The organism is Nocardiopsis sp. Huas11 (assembly GCF_003634495.1).
GTDB lineage: Bacteria > Actinomycetota > Actinomycetes > Streptosporangiales > Streptosporangiaceae > Nocardiopsis.
On record NZ_RBKY01000001.1, the window covers coordinates 4,728,546 to 4,743,154 of the forward strand.

At 72.6% G+C, this 14,609-nt stretch carries 13 protein-coding genes; 7 read left to right on the forward strand and 6 right to left on the reverse strand.

What is annotated here, in order from left to right; translation table 11 throughout:
* Positions 1-188: 188 nt before the first annotated feature.
* Entirely contained in the window at positions 189-752 is a 564-nt protein-coding gene (locus DFP74_RS21290) for a TetR/AcrR family transcriptional regulator (protein WP_121184062.1), read from the reverse strand.
* Positions 753-852: 100 nt separating this feature from the next.
* On the opposite strand from DFP74_RS21290, the gene DFP74_RS21295 reads away from it, so the two are divergent.
* The 5 genes from DFP74_RS21295 (at position 853) to DFP74_RS21315 (ending at position 6,962) form a co-directional block, all read left to right on the forward strand.
* Positions 853-1,776 (forward strand): NmrA family NAD(P)-binding protein, encoded by a 924-nt coding sequence (locus tag DFP74_RS21295; RefSeq protein ID WP_121184064.1) that lies wholly within the window; start codon positions 853-855, stop codon positions 1,774-1,776.
* Between the two features lie 404 nt (positions 1,777-2,180).
* On the forward strand, positions 2,181-2,468 hold the full coding sequence (locus tag DFP74_RS21300) for a trypco2 family protein (RefSeq protein WP_121184066.1): 288 nt from the start codon (positions 2,181-2,183) through the stop codon (positions 2,466-2,468).
* A 32-nt stretch (positions 2,469-2,500) separates the two neighbouring features.
* On the forward strand, positions 2,501-4,849 hold the full coding sequence (locus tag DFP74_RS21305) for a trypsin-like peptidase domain-containing protein (protein WP_121184068.1): 2,349 nt from the start codon (positions 2,501-2,503) through the stop codon (positions 4,847-4,849).
* Positions 4,846-6,210 carry an extracellular solute-binding protein gene (locus DFP74_RS21310; RefSeq protein WP_121184070.1) on the forward strand — a complete coding sequence of 455 codons (1,365 nt, stop codon included), beginning with the start codon at positions 4,846-4,848 and terminating at the stop codon, positions 6,208-6,210. The genes DFP74_RS21305 and DFP74_RS21310 overlap by 4 nt, the downstream gene beginning before the upstream one ends.
* A gap of 131 nt (positions 6,211-6,341) precedes the next feature.
* Positions 6,342-6,962 (forward strand): maleylpyruvate isomerase family mycothiol-dependent enzyme, encoded by a 621-nt coding sequence (locus tag DFP74_RS21315; protein ID WP_121184072.1) that lies wholly within the window; start codon positions 6,342-6,344, stop codon positions 6,960-6,962.
* A 54-nt stretch (positions 6,963-7,016) separates the two neighbouring features.
* On the opposite strand, the gene DFP74_RS21320 is transcribed toward DFP74_RS21315, so the two are convergent.
* Complete coding sequence (locus tag DFP74_RS21320) at positions 7,017-8,660, reverse strand: glycoside hydrolase family 10 protein (protein ID WP_121184074.1); 1,644 nt, start codon at positions 8,658-8,660, stop codon at positions 7,017-7,019.
* Positions 8,661-8,866: 206 nt separating this feature from the next.
* Entirely contained in the window at positions 8,867-9,361 is a 495-nt protein-coding gene (locus tag DFP74_RS21325) for a metallophosphoesterase (RefSeq protein WP_121184076.1), read from the reverse strand.
* Positions 9,362-9,889: 528 nt separating this feature from the next.
* Between DFP74_RS21325 and DFP74_RS21330 the strand changes: the two genes are divergently transcribed.
* Complete coding sequence (locus DFP74_RS21330) at positions 9,890-10,825, forward strand: TauD/TfdA family dioxygenase (RefSeq protein ID WP_121184078.1); 936 nt, start codon at positions 9,890-9,892, stop codon at positions 10,823-10,825.
* 213 nt (positions 10,826-11,038) lie between these two features.
* Here DFP74_RS21330 and DFP74_RS21335 read toward each other — a convergent pair whose 3' ends face one another.
* Together DFP74_RS21335 and DFP74_RS21340 are read right to left on the reverse strand one after the other, a co-directional pair.
* A complete protein-coding gene (locus DFP74_RS21335) occupies positions 11,039-11,710 on the reverse strand; it encodes a 1-acyl-sn-glycerol-3-phosphate acyltransferase (RefSeq protein ID WP_121184080.1) in 672 nt (223 codons plus the stop codon).
* Between the two features lie 171 nt (positions 11,711-11,881).
* The gene (locus tag DFP74_RS21340; RefSeq protein WP_121184082.1) at positions 11,882-12,805 is read right to left on the reverse strand and encodes a serine/threonine dehydratase; all 924 of its coding nucleotides are present in this window, start codon (positions 12,803-12,805) and stop codon (positions 11,882-11,884) included.
* Positions 12,806-12,905: 100 nt separating this feature from the next.
* On the opposite strand from DFP74_RS21340, the gene DFP74_RS21345 reads away from it, so the two are divergent.
* Entirely contained in the window at positions 12,906-13,850 is a 945-nt protein-coding gene (locus tag DFP74_RS21345; RefSeq protein WP_121184084.1) for a LysR family transcriptional regulator, read from the forward strand.
* Here the strand turns inward: DFP74_RS21345 and DFP74_RS21350 are convergent.
* Positions 13,805-14,437, reverse strand: a complete 633-nt coding sequence (locus DFP74_RS21350) for a trimeric intracellular cation channel family protein (RefSeq protein WP_121184086.1) — start codon at positions 14,435-14,437, stop codon at positions 13,805-13,807. The two genes, DFP74_RS21345 and DFP74_RS21350, sit on opposite strands and share 46 nt — an antisense overlap.
* Positions 14,438-14,609: the final 172 nt, after the last annotated feature.

Here is a 14,609-nt window from a genome sequence, read left to right on the forward strand (position 1 = left end):
ACCGACCTGGACCCTCCTCGACCACCACCGGGTACCCGGCCGCGTCGCTGATCGCCTCGGCGGCCTCGCCGAACGTCAGTGCCCGCGGCCCCGTCACTGGGCGAGGCCGAACTGGCCGCCCTGGACAGGACAGCGCGGTACAGGTTGACGCACTGAGCCAGGGCTGTGATGGTGCCGCGCACGAGTGCTCAGGTGCCGTTGGCCCCGAGCCCTGCGACCGTGAGCCGGAAGGCGCGGTCCGCCTGCATCGCCGGGTCGGTGTGATTCTCGGTGGCCAGGGCGATTCCGACGATCACTGTGAGTAGATCGTCGATGGTGATGTCCGCCCGGACAGCCTGGTCGTCGATGGCCCTGCGCAGCAGCAGGGCGCCGGCCGCACCGATGGCTGCCGCACAGGAGTCCGGGGTGGCCTCGTCCTGCAGTGGCTGGTAGGAGAGGACGTCTGCCAGACCGCGTGCGGCGATGGAGTAGTCGAGCAGCTCGCGCAGCCATTCCACCAGCGCGGAGCGGCTGTCGTGCTCGCCGCAGAGCGTATGAGCGCGATCGCACAGAGCATGGACGCGCTTCTTGAAGACGGCTTCGAGCAGGGCTTTGCGGGTGGGGAAGTGGCGCCGCACGGTGGCTGATCCGACGCCTGCGACGCGGGCGATCTGCTCCAGGGATGCCTGGGCTCCTTGGGCCGCCACCTCGGCCTCGGCCACGGCGAGGATGTGCGTGTAGTTGCGGCGGGCGTCCGAGCGCTGGCCGGGCATGGTCTCTCCAAGATTGCTAAGTGGCGGGCCCCGCCGTATTGTAGCGAACATGAAACGGCGGGCCCCGCCGTTTGTGGTGTGCGTGACCACCGAGATACACATGACCACTGCCGCACCACCGGTTCTCGTCGCCGGTGCCACTGGCCGCCAAGGCGGCGCCACCGCCCGCGCCCTGTTCGCGCAGGGAACACCGGTGCGCGCCCTGGTGCGCGACCCGGGCACGCCGCGTGCACGGGCCGTCGAAGAACTCGGTGCCGGCCTGTTCGTGGGCGATCTCACCGAACCCGTGACCCTTGAGGCTGCCATGGACGGCGTGCGGGCCGTCTTCTCCGTGCAGATGCCCGCATACACCGAGCAGGGGTTCGACTTCGCCGGCGAGGTCAGCCAGGCGAACAACCTCATGACGACCGCGCGGGCCGCCGGTGTGGAGCAGTTCGTCCAGTCCTCCACCAGCGGCGTGGGACAGCACGTCGAGGCTCCGGGCTGGGCCGAAGGACGGTGGGCGGTGATGGAAGCTCCGCTCGGCGCGAAGGCCGCGATCCAGGACCGGCTGCGCGAACTCGACTTTCCCTACTGGACGTTGCTCAAGCCGTCGTTCTTCATGGAGAACTTCGAGCCGTCCATGCGGTTCTACTTCCCCCGCGGCGTCGAAGGGGGTCTGGTCACCGTCGTCAAACCGAACACGCGCCTGGCACTCGTAGCAGCCAAGGACGTGGGCCGAGCCGCGGTGGCCGCCCTGTCCGCCCCCGCCGAGTTCCACCGCGTGGAACTGGAGCTCGCCAGCGATGACCTGACCATGACCGACATCGCCGAGACCCTCTCCCGCGCCCTGGGCGTCCCACTGACGGCCCCGGACATGACCGAGGAACAGGCGCGCGCCGCCGGTATGGGAGACATGGGTGCCACGCACGAGTTCATGGAGGTGGTGGGCCAGCCGGCCCGGCCACAGTCCGCTCGTGCGCTGGGCATCGACCTGACCAGCTTCGAAGAGTGGGCGCACGAACACCTGCGGACCTCCGCCTGAACAAGGGCCTACGGCAACGGGTGTTCGGTTCAGTCGGCGTACTCGTTCGACCCGACCACGGCGATGCCGCCGGCGCGCGACTCCCCGGCCAGGTAGCGGAAGGCCATCGCCTCGAAGTGGCGCCGCTGCACCATACCCGGGCGCCCCCTTTCGGGCTTGCTCGGTTCGCCCCCCATCGGGGATCGGCACGGAGTTCTCTCCCTGGGCGGTGGTGCTTTCGGAATGGTATTCGTGAGGCTGTTGTTAACTAATGTCGGTTTCTGTCTGTTGCTCCTGAGGGGTTTTCGCCGTGTCGAGAAAACCCTTCCCGGTCGGCGACATATTGGTATCCTTTGCTCAACCGTCATACTTCCGATATCAGTGCGAATACCCCCAAAAACACCATAACCCCCAGGAGTCGCATCGTGCCCTCTCCCATCGGCATCGCAGAAGCCGTGGAGCAGCTTCGTGAGGAGATCGACCGGGCCCAGAAGGCGAGGGCGGAGAACGGAAACGACGGAACGGAATTCGAGATCGTCGAGGCCGAGGTCGAGCTCCTCGTCCAGATCAACCGCGAGGGCGGCGGCAAAGCCGGGGTGGGGATCGGAGTGGTCACGATCGGCGCGGACGGCCGGTACGGCGATATCAACGCGCACAAGCTCAGGCTGAAGCTCAAGACCTCCGAGACGGTGACCCTGTCCCGTAAGCGCTGACCGTGTGGTGGCATAACCCGCAGAAGAGGTTCGTGGCGGAGATCCGCGCGGGGGAGGGGGACCAGGAGTCGGCCGGTTCCGGCTACCTGGTCACCCCGCACCTCGTCCTGACCGCGTGGCACGTGGTCCAGGGCATGACCGACATCCGCGTGCACCTGGGGGTACCCGCCCAGGGTGAAGCGGTCGACGCGCACGTCGTGTGGCACCACCAGGACCTCGACGTCGTCCTGCTGCGTCTGGACGGCGGCGGACGAAGGAACCCTCCGCGGCTCCGGTGGTTCAGGGCGCACTGGGTCAGGTGGATGCCGGCGTCCTTCGTCACCTACGCCTTTCCCCGTTTCGCCCCGGCCGGGAAGTTCCTCAGCGGCAGGTTGGGCTCCAACGCCGGAGGGGGCGTCCACTTCGCGGTCCGCCTCGTCTACGTCCCGCACGAGCAGCGGGACTGGAGCGGTGCCTCGGGGGCCAACCTCTTCGTGTGGGGCCGGCTGGTCGGCGTCGTGTCCAACAGGAAGGCGCGCGAACCCGCCTTCCTCTACGCGGCGCCCTTCGAGTCGCTGATGGCGCACAGGGACTTCGCGCGCCTGCTGCACGACGACATGCCCGCGGCGCGGCTGCGGCGGTTGTGGACGTGGCTGATCACCGGCGGGGTCCTCGTCACCGCCGCCGTCCTCCTGGCCGCCCTGATCCGGCCACCGCTGCTGAGTGAGTGCCCGCCGCCCGTCGAACTCGTGGTGTCGACCAGCGCAGACCAGCGCCCGGCGCTCGATACGGCGATGGCCGAGTACGTGGACGAGCGGGCCGGCGAGGCGGGGCAGTGCGCCCCGGTACGCGTCAGTGTCGGCGTGGCGGGCGGGGCGCAGGATGTCCGCGCCCTGCTCGCCCGGGGGTGGGAGGGCGAAGGCCAGGAGCTGGAGGGATACCGCGATCTGACGATGGGACCGCGCCCCCACGTCTGGCTGCCCGACTCCTCGGCGGACCTGGCCCTGCTGGAACACGAGACCGAGGGGAGCGCGCCTCCGGAGATCGTCGACCACGGGTCCACCCGTGTCACGCCGCTGGTCGTGGCCTACCCCAGGGCGGTGGGGGGAGTGGACGCCTGCGCCCCGATCGGCGCCGACCCCGCGGGCGTGTCCGACTGCCTGGGCGCCCTCGGGGAGGAGGGCCTGCTCCTGGCCCGCCCCTCGCCCCGCACGTCCACGTCGGCGCTGATCCACACCCAGGCCGCCTACACCGCCCTGGCCCCCGACGGGGGCGAGGAGGAGACCCGGCGGGTCGAGGCGGCGGTGACCTCCGCCGGACTGGACGCGGAGGGCGGCCTCGCCCTGCTGTGCGCTCTGCGCCGGGACGGTAGCGACGCGGACCGGACCGCGGTCCTGACCACGGAACAGGCCGTCCAGACCTACAACTCCGGTGCCGCGCTGGGACCCGGATGCCCCGCCATCGGCGGGCCCGTCGACGCACCGCTCTTCGCGGCCGGCCTGGAGGGCGTCGCCGACCTCGACCACCCCTTCGTCGAGCTCGACTGGGGTCGGGACGACGGTGTGCGCCGCGAGGTCACCGAGCTGCGCGAGTGGATGTTCGAGAGGGCCCGATCCGGGTCCGAGGACGTCCCCGACGGATTCGAGGGCTATCGGGCCACGGACGGCGAGCACCTGGGGGACGAACCGCTCCTGCCCGCGCACGAACCCCCCGACCGGTTCGACCCCGGCGTTTGGGCGGAACGGCTGCAGCGGGCGCTCCTGCGACAGCAGGACGTGCGCGGGCGGATCGACGTGCTGATCGCCCTGGACCGGTCCGACTCGATGCGGGGGCCGGGCTCCGACGGCACGCGCCTGGAGACGGCGCGGGCCCGGGCCCACGGCCTCCTCGACCTGCTCGGACCCCAGGACTCCGTGGGGCTGTGGGCCTTCCCCGAACCCGGGACGGGCACCGATGTCACCGGTCAGGAGCACCTGCTGCCACTCCAACCGCGCGCCACGGCGGATCGGATCGACCAGGCGCGGTCGTACGTGGACGGTCTGACCGCCGACTACGAGGCGACGCCGCTGACCGACGCGGTCCGCGACGGCGCCGCCGAGTTCGAGACCTGCCTGGACCGTCCCAGCGGCCCCGGCGCCTGCGTCGTGGTCGTGTTCACCGACGGTGTCGCCCTCCCCGGGCCCCGTGAGGGCGCCGCCCCGGCCGACGTGGCCGACGTACTGGACGGCCTGGGCGAACACGTGCTCGTCCACGTGGTCTCCGTGGGAACCGAGGGGTGCGGAGGGGACGGTGTGCTCGGCCGGCTGGCGGACGCGGGCGCACGGTGCCACCCGCCCTCCTCCGCCGAGTCCGACCAGCTCCTGTACACGATCGTGGCCGAAGCCCGGAGAGTGGCCGAGTGAGGGCCCCGCCGCGCGGGTGGCGGCGCGTCGCCCTGGTGCTCTCCGCCGTCGCACTGCTCGTCCTGGCCGCCGTGGCCGTGCCGGGCCCGGACGAGGACGACGACCGCACGCTCCGGCTGGCGATCGCGGTGGACGTCACCGCCGCGGCCGATGGGACCGGCGGTGTCTACCGGGAACTCGTCTCCGAGTGGGAGGACGACCATCCCGGCTGGACGGTCGAGGTCGACGTCCTCTCGCCGGAGGCCGACGAGCAGCGCGCGCAGATGGCCGTGGACCTGCAGTCGTCGGGCCGCGGCTACGACGTCCTGCGCGTGGACAACCAGTGGATCCCGGAGTTCGCGGAGCGGGGCTGGCTGGAACCCGTCGACACCGGCGCCGACGGCGCGATGGAGTGGAACGGTTTCCTCGAACGGGCCCGCGACTCGGTGTGCTACGAGGACCGGAGCTGGGCGGTGCCCTTCCACGTGGACATCGGCCTGCTCTACTACCGCGCCGACTGGGTCGACCCGGACGAGGTCACCGAGCGGATGGAGGACGAGGGGTGGGCGGGCCTGTTCTCGCTGGCGGAGGAGGTCCGTGACGAGCACGGCGTCCCCTACGGATACGCGGGGCAGTTCGGCGACTACGAGGGGCGGGCCGTCAACGGGCTGGAGTTGGTCCACGGCGTGGACGGCGACCCCTTCCGGCCCGCGGACGACGACGTGTGCCCCACGGCGGTGGGGGTCGAGGGCGGCATGGAGGGCGCGCAGGACGTGCTCGCCTCCGCCGTGCAGGACCTCGACGTCCTCCCGGACGAGGTCCTGGAGGACACCGAGGCCGACACGCTGGCCCGCTTCCATCGCGGTGACGTCGTGTTCATGCGGCACTGGCCCTACGCGATCGGAGCGCTCAGAGCCCGGACACAGGACTCGGAGGAGGGGATGGAGTGGGTGGGCTGGGACGGCGCCGCCGAAGGGGGCGGACCCGCCTTCGGCGTGGTCGGTCTGCCCGCCGCGGTGCTCGGGAGCCAGAGCCTGGCGGTGACCACCCGCTCGCCCCACCCGGAACAGGCGTGGAGCCTGGTGCGCGCGATGACCGGATCGTCCGCCCAGGAACGGTTGCAGGCCGCCGACCTTCTCCCGGCCCGCAGCGCGGAGTACGAGTTCGACACCCAGAACGATGCCGACCGCCAGTACTGGAGGGCGTTGCGCACCACCATCGAGCAGGGGCGGCTCCGCCCGCGCACCCCCTACTACCCGCAGGTCAGCGACGTCCTGCGGCGGTACGTGGGCACGTGGGCCGGCGAGGGGTCGACGGGGGCGTCCGACCGGGAGGCGGTCAGGGACCTCACCTGCGCCCTGCAGGGCAGGGTGTGCCGGTGAGGCCGGTCTGGCAGATGAGGTGGGAGTGGCGCGGGCGGGAACGGCCGTACCGGGCCCCCGCCGGGTCGGCCCGCGCGCGAGGACGCGCGTCGACCCGGCCGAGTGTCCGAGCCACTCCCTAGGCTCGTCCCATGGACCCACTCTGGAACTCGGTGCACGCTGAACGGGCCGCGCTGGCCGCCGACCTGGCCGGTCTGGACGACGAGCGATGGCGGACCCCTTCCCTGTGCGAAGGGCTGACCGTCCGCGAGGTCCTGGCGCACATGACCGCGGGCGCCAGCCTGAACACGGTGCGCTGGATGGCCGGGGTGATCCGCTGCCGGTTCGACTTCGACCGCCAGGTGGCGATGCGGCTGGCCGAGCACCTGGGCGAGACGTCCGAGGAGACGCTGGCGCGATTCGAGGCGGTCATCACCAGCACGACCTCGCCGATGGGGCCGGTGGTGACGTGGCTCGCCGAGACCGTCGTGCACGCCCAGGACATCCGCAGACCCCTGGGCATCGAGCGGGACGTCCCGATCGAGGTCCTGACCCGGGTGGCCGAGTACCACCGGGGGAGCGACCTGGTGGTCCTGGCCAAGGGCCGGATCGGCGGGCTGCGCCTGAGCGCGACCGACGGCCCCTTCACGACCGGCTCGGGCCCCGAGGTCAAGGGCCCGACGCTGGCGCTCATCATGGCGATGACCGGGCGCGCCGCCTACTGCGACGACCTCACCGGCGAAGGTGTGGCCGAACTGCGCGGCCGCTGCTGAGACCTTCGGGTCCCGACAGCGGCCGCGCACGGCACGCGCGCAGCCGGGGCCGGGTCAGGGCGTGTGCCGCGGGTTCCCGGGCGGGCTCTCGTGGTGCAGCCGGTCCAGGGCGGTCGCGTAGTAGGTCCGCTCGCCCTCGTGCGCCGGGGCCGTGAACGTCGTGGGACGGTCCCCGTCCGCGCGCACGGTGCCGAGCAGGTGGCGCGGGTCCTGGATCCGGCACGGCGCCTCGCCCGGGTCCGGCGCCCCGTCCACCCCGTACACCGCGTAGTAGGCGGGTGACTCGCCCGAGCGGGGGCGGATCGTCAGGCGGGTGCCGTCCTCACCGCGCTGGGCGCGCGAGACCACGGGCGCGGAGGGCGCGGCGCCGCCCAGGTCCTCCTTGATCGGGATCAGAGCGGGGTGCGCGTAGTGCTCGGCGAGCACCGCGTCCATGGCCTGCCGGGCGTTGGTGCGCAGCGAGGCCGCGCTGAAGTACACGTCGCCGTCGACCCCGGGGTGGTCCCGGTTGAACTCCAGGTGCCGCGCCAGTTCGTCCGGATCGGACCAGGCGCCGTCGTTGCCGGCCTTGTAGGCGGCCTGGCCGATGTAGAGCTGGACGCCGGTGTCGGCCACGACCTCCTCCCACCAGGGCACCAGGACCGCGTAGTCGGCCACGGGCAGGCCGATCTCCCAGTACACCTGCGGGTTGATGTAGTCCACCCAGCCCTGCTCCACCCAGCGCCGGCTGTCGGCGTAGATACCGTCGTAGGACTCGAAGCCGCTGGTGTCCGAGCCCGCGGGGTCGCTGGAGGCGTTGCGCCAGATCCCGAACGGGCTGACCCCGAACTTCACGTGCGGCTTGGCCTCGTGCACGGCCGTGTCCATCTCCCGCACCAGGCGGTCGACGTTGTCGCGCCGCCAGTCGTCGACGTCGTCGAACGAGCCGCCGTGCTCGGCGAAGGTGTCCTGGTCGGGGAGCTCCTCCCCGGACACGGGATACGGGTAGAAGTAGTCGTCGAAGTGCACGCCGTCCAGGTCGTAGTTCTCGACCGCGTCCATCATCGCCTCGACGACGAACGCGCGCACCTCGGGCACGCCCGGGTCGTAGTAGAGGCGGCCGCCGTAGTCGAAGACCCAGTCCGGGTGGCGCCGGGCGGGGTGGTCCTCGGTCAGCCGCGCCGGGTCGTCGTGCATGGCGACGCGGTAGGGGTTGAACCAGCCGTGGAACTCCAGGTTGCGCTCGTGCGCCTCGGACACGGCGAACTCCAGCGGGTCGTACCCGGGATCGCCGCCCTGCTCGCCGGTGAGCCACTCCGACCACGGCTCGTGGGGTGAGGGCCAGAACGCGTCGGCGGTCGGCCGGATCTGCACGAACACCGCGTTGAGGCCGTCGGCCTGCGCCTGGTCGTAGAGCTCGGTGAGCTCCGCGCGCTGCTGCTCGGCGGAGAGCCCCTGCTCACTGGGCCAGTCGATGTTGTGCACCCCGGCGATCCACTCCGCCCGCAGCTGCCGCTTGGGCGGGGCCTGCTCGTCGACCTGGCAGGGCGTGGGCACGGGTTCCTCTGGGGCCGCCGCCGGCGTCGACGAGGCGGCGGCATGCGGTGTGTGCAGCAGGCACAGCGCGACCGCGGCGGCCAGCACGCCGCGGCGGGCGGTGGTACGGGGGATCCGGACGGCTCCGCGGCTCGCGGGGCGGGTCCGGCGTGGGTACGCCAAGATGGCTCCTTCCGGCCGTCGTCGCACCGGCCCCGACGCGGCTGCGTGATCGTGTCGGCACCGTGTGCGACTGTCAGCATGAGCTTAGGAGAGAACCTTCACGATCGCGCGCCAGAAGGCAAGTCTTCGCCGCGCGATTGGTGCGACCGTGACCTCAGAGGTGCCTGAGACCCTCTCGGCCGCCCTCCACGGACGGGAGGTTCCGGTCAGGGCAGCTCGTGCAGGCGGACCTCGCGGACCTCGCCCTCGGCGGCCTCCAGCGTCATGTACGTGTGGTGCGGCTGGCGGCGCCGGTCGGTGGGCGAACCGGGATTGAGCAGCCGCAGACCCGAGGGCGAACGGGTGTCCCAGGGGATGTGGGAGTGCCCGAACACCAGCACGTCACTGTCGCTGAAGCGCTTCTCGCACCGCTTCTCGCGGCCACGGGTCGACCCGGTCTCGTGCACGACCGCGAAGCGCACCCCGCCGAGCGTGGCACGGGCGATCTCGGGCAGCCGCGCGCGCAGTTCCGGGCCGTCGTTGTTGCCGTACACGGCGACCAGGCGGCGGGCGCGGTCCGCCAGGCGGTCCAGGCTCGGGAGGTCGCACCAGTCGCCCGCGTGCACGACCACGTCGGCGCGATCGACCTCCTCCCACACCGGTTCGGGGAGGTCGCGGGCACGTCGGGGGATGTGGGTGTCGGACAGCAGGAGCACACGCATGGGGGCAGGGTAGCCCCATCCCCGCTCGGGCACGCCCCGGCCGCGCCGGGTCCGGCCCCTTCCGGCCCCTTGCAGCCGCGTCCGGCCTCTTCCGGTCACCCCGGGCGCGGACCGCTCCGGGCGTGTCGCGCCGGGCGTGGGCCGCTCCGGGCGTGTCGCGCCGACCCGACCGCCCGGGCAGGGCCTGGGGACCGGCGGCGGCCTTGACACACGAGGCGGTCCTGCACCACGCTCACTGTCATGGACGCCCTCAGCACGCCCCCGACCGCCGGCCGGTCCGCGCGAGCTGACCGAGCGCGCCGCGGCACCCCGGGACTCATCCTGCGGCGCGGACGCCTGGGCTCCCCTCCCCGCGGCTGAGCCGCGTTCCTTCCCTCGCGGCGCCGGCACGTAACCGCCGCGATCCCCGTGTGCCCGTGATCGGGCACCGTCATCCCTCCTTCGGGCCGCGCCCCGCCCTCGCGTGGCGCGCGGCCGGAGGCCATCGGCGCGCACGCGCGCACCCACCCCCACGGAAAGGCCACACCCATGACCGTGACCACCGACACCGCCGTCCAGCGGCTGCGCTCCGCCGCGGCCGTCGACGACGCCCTCGTCGAAGGACCGCGCCACCTGCGCCGGCTCCCCGAAGGCGCCGTGGCCCGGCCCTACGAGCTGTTCGAGGTGCGCCCCCTCGGCCCCCTCATCGGCGCCGAGATCCACGGTGTCGACCTGCGCGAGCACATCAGTGAGGAGCTGCGCGCCGAACTGCACCGCGCGCTGCTGGAGTTCAAGGTCGTGTTCTTCCGCGACCAGCCCATCGACTCCCGGCGCCAGCAGGAGATCGCCCGCCTGTGGGGCGAGCTGGAGACCAACCCCTTCATCGACCAGGGCGAGGACGCCCACATCGCCCGCTTCGCCAAGGGAGCGCTCCCGCCCAGCTACGAGAACGTCTGGCACACCGACGTCACCTGGCGCGAGAAGCCCGCCATGGGCGCGATCCTGCGCCTGGTGGAGGTACCGCCCATGGGCGGGGACACCCTGTGGGCGGACATGGCCGCCGCCTACGACAACCTGCCCGAACGCGTCAAGGAGCGCATCGAGGGCCGCACCGCCGTCCACGACGTCATCCCGGGCTTCGCGCGCTTCCTGGACCGGGACCGGCTGCTGGAGTGGCAGGACCGGTTCCCCCCGGTCGAGCACCCCGTGGTGCGCGTCCACCCCGAGACCGGCCGCAGGACGCTGTTCGTCAACGTCTCCTTCACCACGCGCATCGTGGGCCTGGAGCAGGCCGAGAGCGACGAACTCCTGCGCTTCCTCTTCCAGCAGGCGCACGCCCCCGAGTTCCAGGTGCGCTTCTCCTGGCGGCCCGACTCCATCGCGTTCTGGGACAACCGGGCCACCCAGCACTACGCCGCGAACGACTACCACCCGCACCCGCGGGTGGCCGAGCGCGTCGCGATCGTGGGCGACCGCCCCTTCTAGGGCGTGTGTGACGGATGCCGCCCGTCGCGAGCGGCGTTCCGGTGGTGGCCTCGCAAGGCCGAAGAAGGAAGCATCCTGGTGTGGCTGTTGACTGATGAGAACGCAGTGAGGGTGCCGCTGGGGCGTCGCGCAGCAGGGTGAGTGTCCGTCATACACGCCCTAGGGCCGGTCGCGGCCAGGTCGGCGCGGCTCCGCGCGCCCGCGCCGACCGGTCTACTCCTCGGAGGAGAAGGAGTTGTACTCGTTGGCGCGCTCCTGGCCGGACAGGGCGTGGATGGCGTCCATGACGCGGTCGGTGATCTCCCGGCGCGCCTTGCCCGGGGCCAGGTGGTCGTAGCCGGTGGAGAAGTCCAGCGGCTCGCCGAAGCGCACCGTGAAGGGGTGCGGCCGGGGCATCGACGTGCCGATCGGCTGGACCCGCTCCGTGCCCGAGACCGCCACCGGCACGACCGGAGCCTTGGACTCCAGGGCCAGGTGGGCCACCCCGGTGCGGCCCCGGTACAGGCGCCCGTCCCGGGAACGGGTGCCCTCGGGGTAGACGACGCACGCCTCGCCCTCGCGCAGCCGGTCCAGCATCATCTCCAGCGAGAGCATGGCGTCCCGGGCGTTGCCGCGCCGCACCGGCATCGCGCCCAGCGAGCCGAACAGGGTCTTGGTGGCCCGGCCCTTGAGACCGGTGCCCTCGAAGTAGTCGCTCTTGGCCAGGAAGCGCACCCGCCTGTGCGTGACCGAGAGCGGGATGACCACGCTGTCGACGAACGACAGATGGTTGCTGGCCAGCAGGACGGCGCCCTGGGCAGGGACGTTCTCACGGCCCTCGATGGTCGGGCGGCACAGGGTCCGGGCGAGCACCGCCGCGGTCTGCCGCAACGCACCGTAGAGCACGTGTTCTCCCTCACTCGTTCAGTGGATGACGCACACCAATGTAAGGGCGACCGGCCGGTAACCACTGCGTCGGGGCCCACGGAGTGCTGTGTGTCACCCGCCGGATCGAGTGGCGGGCATCGTCCCAGGTGAGGACCGGCGCCGTCCCCGCGGCGCCGGCCACCGCGCGGCTCAGGCGGTGCGGCGCCACTCGGCGTTGGCGCCGCACACCACCAGGCAGGGGCGCTCGCCGGGCACCAGTCCGGCCAGCCAGGCGGCGAAGGGCACCGCGGCGGCCGGCTCGGTGGCGATGCGGAACTCCTCCCACAAGCGGTCCTGGGCGGCCAGGATCTCCTCGTCGCCGACCAGCGCGGTCGTCACCGGGTGCGACCGCAGCACTTCGAAGGGCACCTCGCCCAGGGTGGCCGCGCCCAGGGCGGAGGAGGCGACCGAGTCCACGGGGCCCTGCACGGGGTGGCCGGCCGCCAGCGCGGCGTGCAGGCTCTGGCAGCCGCGCGGCTCCACTCCCACCACGCGCCGGTCGCCCGACCCCAGGCGGACCCCGGCCACGAGCCCGCCCCCGCCGACGGCGACCGCGACGGTGTCGCACTCGGGCGCGTCGGCGGCGATCTCCAGGCCGATGGTGCCCTGGCCGGCCACGACGAGGGCGTCGTCGTAGGCGTGCAGGTAGCGCACGTCCTCGGCCCGGGCGCGCGAGCGGGCCTCGGCCGCGGCCTGCGCGTACTCCTCGCCCACCCGGACGATCTCCGCGCCGGTGGCCGCCAGGGGAGCGGCCTTGGCCTCGGGGATCGTCCTCGGGACGTAGACCGTGGCGCGCACGCCCAGCAGGCGGGCCGCCGTGGCCACCCCGAGCCCGTGGTTGCCGCCCGAGGCGGTGATGACCCGGTCGGTCGCCGGGCCGGCGAGCAGGGCGTTGAGGGCTCCGCGCAGCTTGAACGCGCCCGTGCGCTGGAGGTACTCCAGCTTCAGCGAGACCGGGCGGCCGTCGATCTCGGTGTGCAGGACGGGCGTGCGCCGGGCGTAGGGAGCGATGCGTTCCGCGGCGGCTCGGACGTCGGTGGCCGTGGGGACTGCGTGCGCGGTTCTGGGGCTCATGGGACCACTCTGCCGCGACCGGGCATTAACTTAAAGTTGGGCTTGCTAAAGAACCGTAAGCAGAACTTTGTGCCGGACTTTGTTGAGCGGGGGGAACAGCATGCTGGACGCCAACAGGCTGCGCGTGCTGGTGGAGATCGCGCACGCCGGATCCATCGCCGCCGCGGCCCAGCGGCTCTCCTTCACCCCGCCCGCCCTCTCCCAGCAGCTGACCAAGCTGGAGCGAGAGGTGGGCTGCCTGCTCGTCGAACGCGGACGCACCGGCGCCACGCTCACCGAGGCCGGCCTGGTCCTGCTCGACCACGGCGAACGCGTCCTGGGCCAGCTCCGCGACGCCGAGGCCGCGGTCCGGGCCGTGGCCGGCGAGCCGCCGGGGCGCCTGTCCCTGGGCGCCTTCGCCAGCGCGGGCAAGGTCCTGCTGCCCGCCACGCTCGCCGCGTTCGGCAGCGAACACCCCCACGTGCGCCTGTCTCTGTCGGACATCGAACCGCCGGGCGGCTACGACCTGGTCACCTCCGGCGACCTGGACCTGCTCATCACGCACCGCTACCCGGGCGCGCCCCTGCCCCGGGCCGGAGGGCTGCACCGCGAGCGGGTCCTCGTGGACCCGCTCATGGTCGTGGCCCCCACCGGCCACCCCGTCGCCGACCGGGAGCTGTCCCTGGCCGACCTGGCGGGGGAGGAATGGATCTGCGGCGCGCCCGGCATCCACAACCGTGTCACCCTGGACGACGCCGCCGCGGCGGCCGGGCTCCGCCTGAACGTCACCTACGAGACCCGCGACTACGAGGTGGCGCTGGCGCTCATCGAGGCGGGTGTCGGCGTGGCGCTCATCCCGCGCAGTATTCTGGTCGCGGCCCGCGGCGGGGGCTGGGTCGCACGCCCGCTCAGGGGCGCCAGCCCGGCCAGGGAGATCTTCGCCGTCCACCGCGGCCGTGCCACCGACCCCGTTCCGGCCATGGTCGCGATCCTGCGGCGCACCGCCGCGCGCGCCCTGGACTACAGCGGGGGCGCACCGGGCGGGGACGGGGCGTTCCACCGGTAGCGCAGCGCCAGCACGCGCACGACGAAGCACAGGACGGCGCCCACCACCGCGACCCAGCCCGCGCCGAGGCCGAAGAAGGACACCGCGACCACGAAGCCCGCGCCGAGCGCGGCCGGGACGGCGTACAGGTGCGAGTTCGCGCTGAGCACCGTCGGCACCCGGTTGAGGAGGACGTCGCGGATGGTCCCGCCGCCCACGCCGGTGATCACGCCCAGGATCGTCGCCTGGAGCGGGCCGAAACCCAGCTCCATCGCCTTGGTCGCGCCGATCACCACGAACAGGCTCAGGCCCGCGGCGTCGAAGAGCAGGATCGGTTTGCTCAGCTGGCTCAACTGACTGCTGAGGAAGAACGCCAGGGTCGCGCCGGCCAGCGCGGTCACCAGGTACCGCCAGTCCTGGAAGGTCGCGGGCGTCACCCCCAGCAGCACGTCGCGGATGATACCGCCGCCGATGGCGGTGATCACGCCCAGCGACATGACACCGACGATGTCCACGCGCGCGGTGCGGATGGCCGTCAGGGCACCGTCCAGCGCGAAGGCGAAGACCCCGATGAGGTCGAGGACGATGAGAAGGGTCTGGGTGGACATGCGCGTGCGCCGGGACGGCTTCCTTCCGGGGATGCTGGCGGTGTCGACCCGTCAGTACACCACGCCCCCGCGGGCGCCGAGGTACGTCCGGGGCGTGACACGCCGCACGGCCCGGTGTGGGACCGCACGCGCCGGAGCCCGCCGCGGTCCGCACCGCGACGGGCTCCGGCCC

Excerpts from the sequence above, each read along its gene's own strand:
- DFP74_RS21345 (WP_121184084.1), top strand. The coding sequence starts at position 12,906 with ATGCTGGACGCCAACAGGCTGCGCGTGCTGGTGGAGATCGCGCACGCC.
- DFP74_RS21330 (WP_121184078.1), top strand. The coding sequence starts at position 9,890 with ATGACCGTGACCACCGACACCGCCGTCCAGCGGCTGCGCTCCGCCGCG.
- DFP74_RS21350 (WP_121184086.1), bottom strand. The coding sequence starts at position 14,437 with ATGTCCACCCAGACCCTTCTCATCGTCCTCGACCTCATCGGGGTCTTC.
- DFP74_RS21325 (WP_121184076.1), bottom strand. The coding sequence starts at position 9,361 with ATGCGTGTGCTCCTGCTGTCCGACACCCACATCCCCCGACGTGCCCGC.
- DFP74_RS21295 (WP_121184064.1), top strand. The coding sequence starts at position 853 with ATGACCACTGCCGCACCACCGGTTCTCGTCGCCGGTGCCACTGGCCGC.
- DFP74_RS21315 (WP_121184072.1), top strand. The coding sequence starts at position 6,342 with ATGGACCCACTCTGGAACTCGGTGCACGCTGAACGGGCCGCGCTGGCC.
- DFP74_RS21290 (WP_121184062.1), bottom strand. The coding sequence starts at position 752 with ATGCCCGGCCAGCGCTCGGACGCCCGCCGCAACTACACGCACATCCTC.
- DFP74_RS21340 (WP_121184082.1), bottom strand. The coding sequence starts at position 12,805 with ATGAGCCCCAGAACCGCGCACGCAGTCCCCACGGCCACCGACGTCCGA.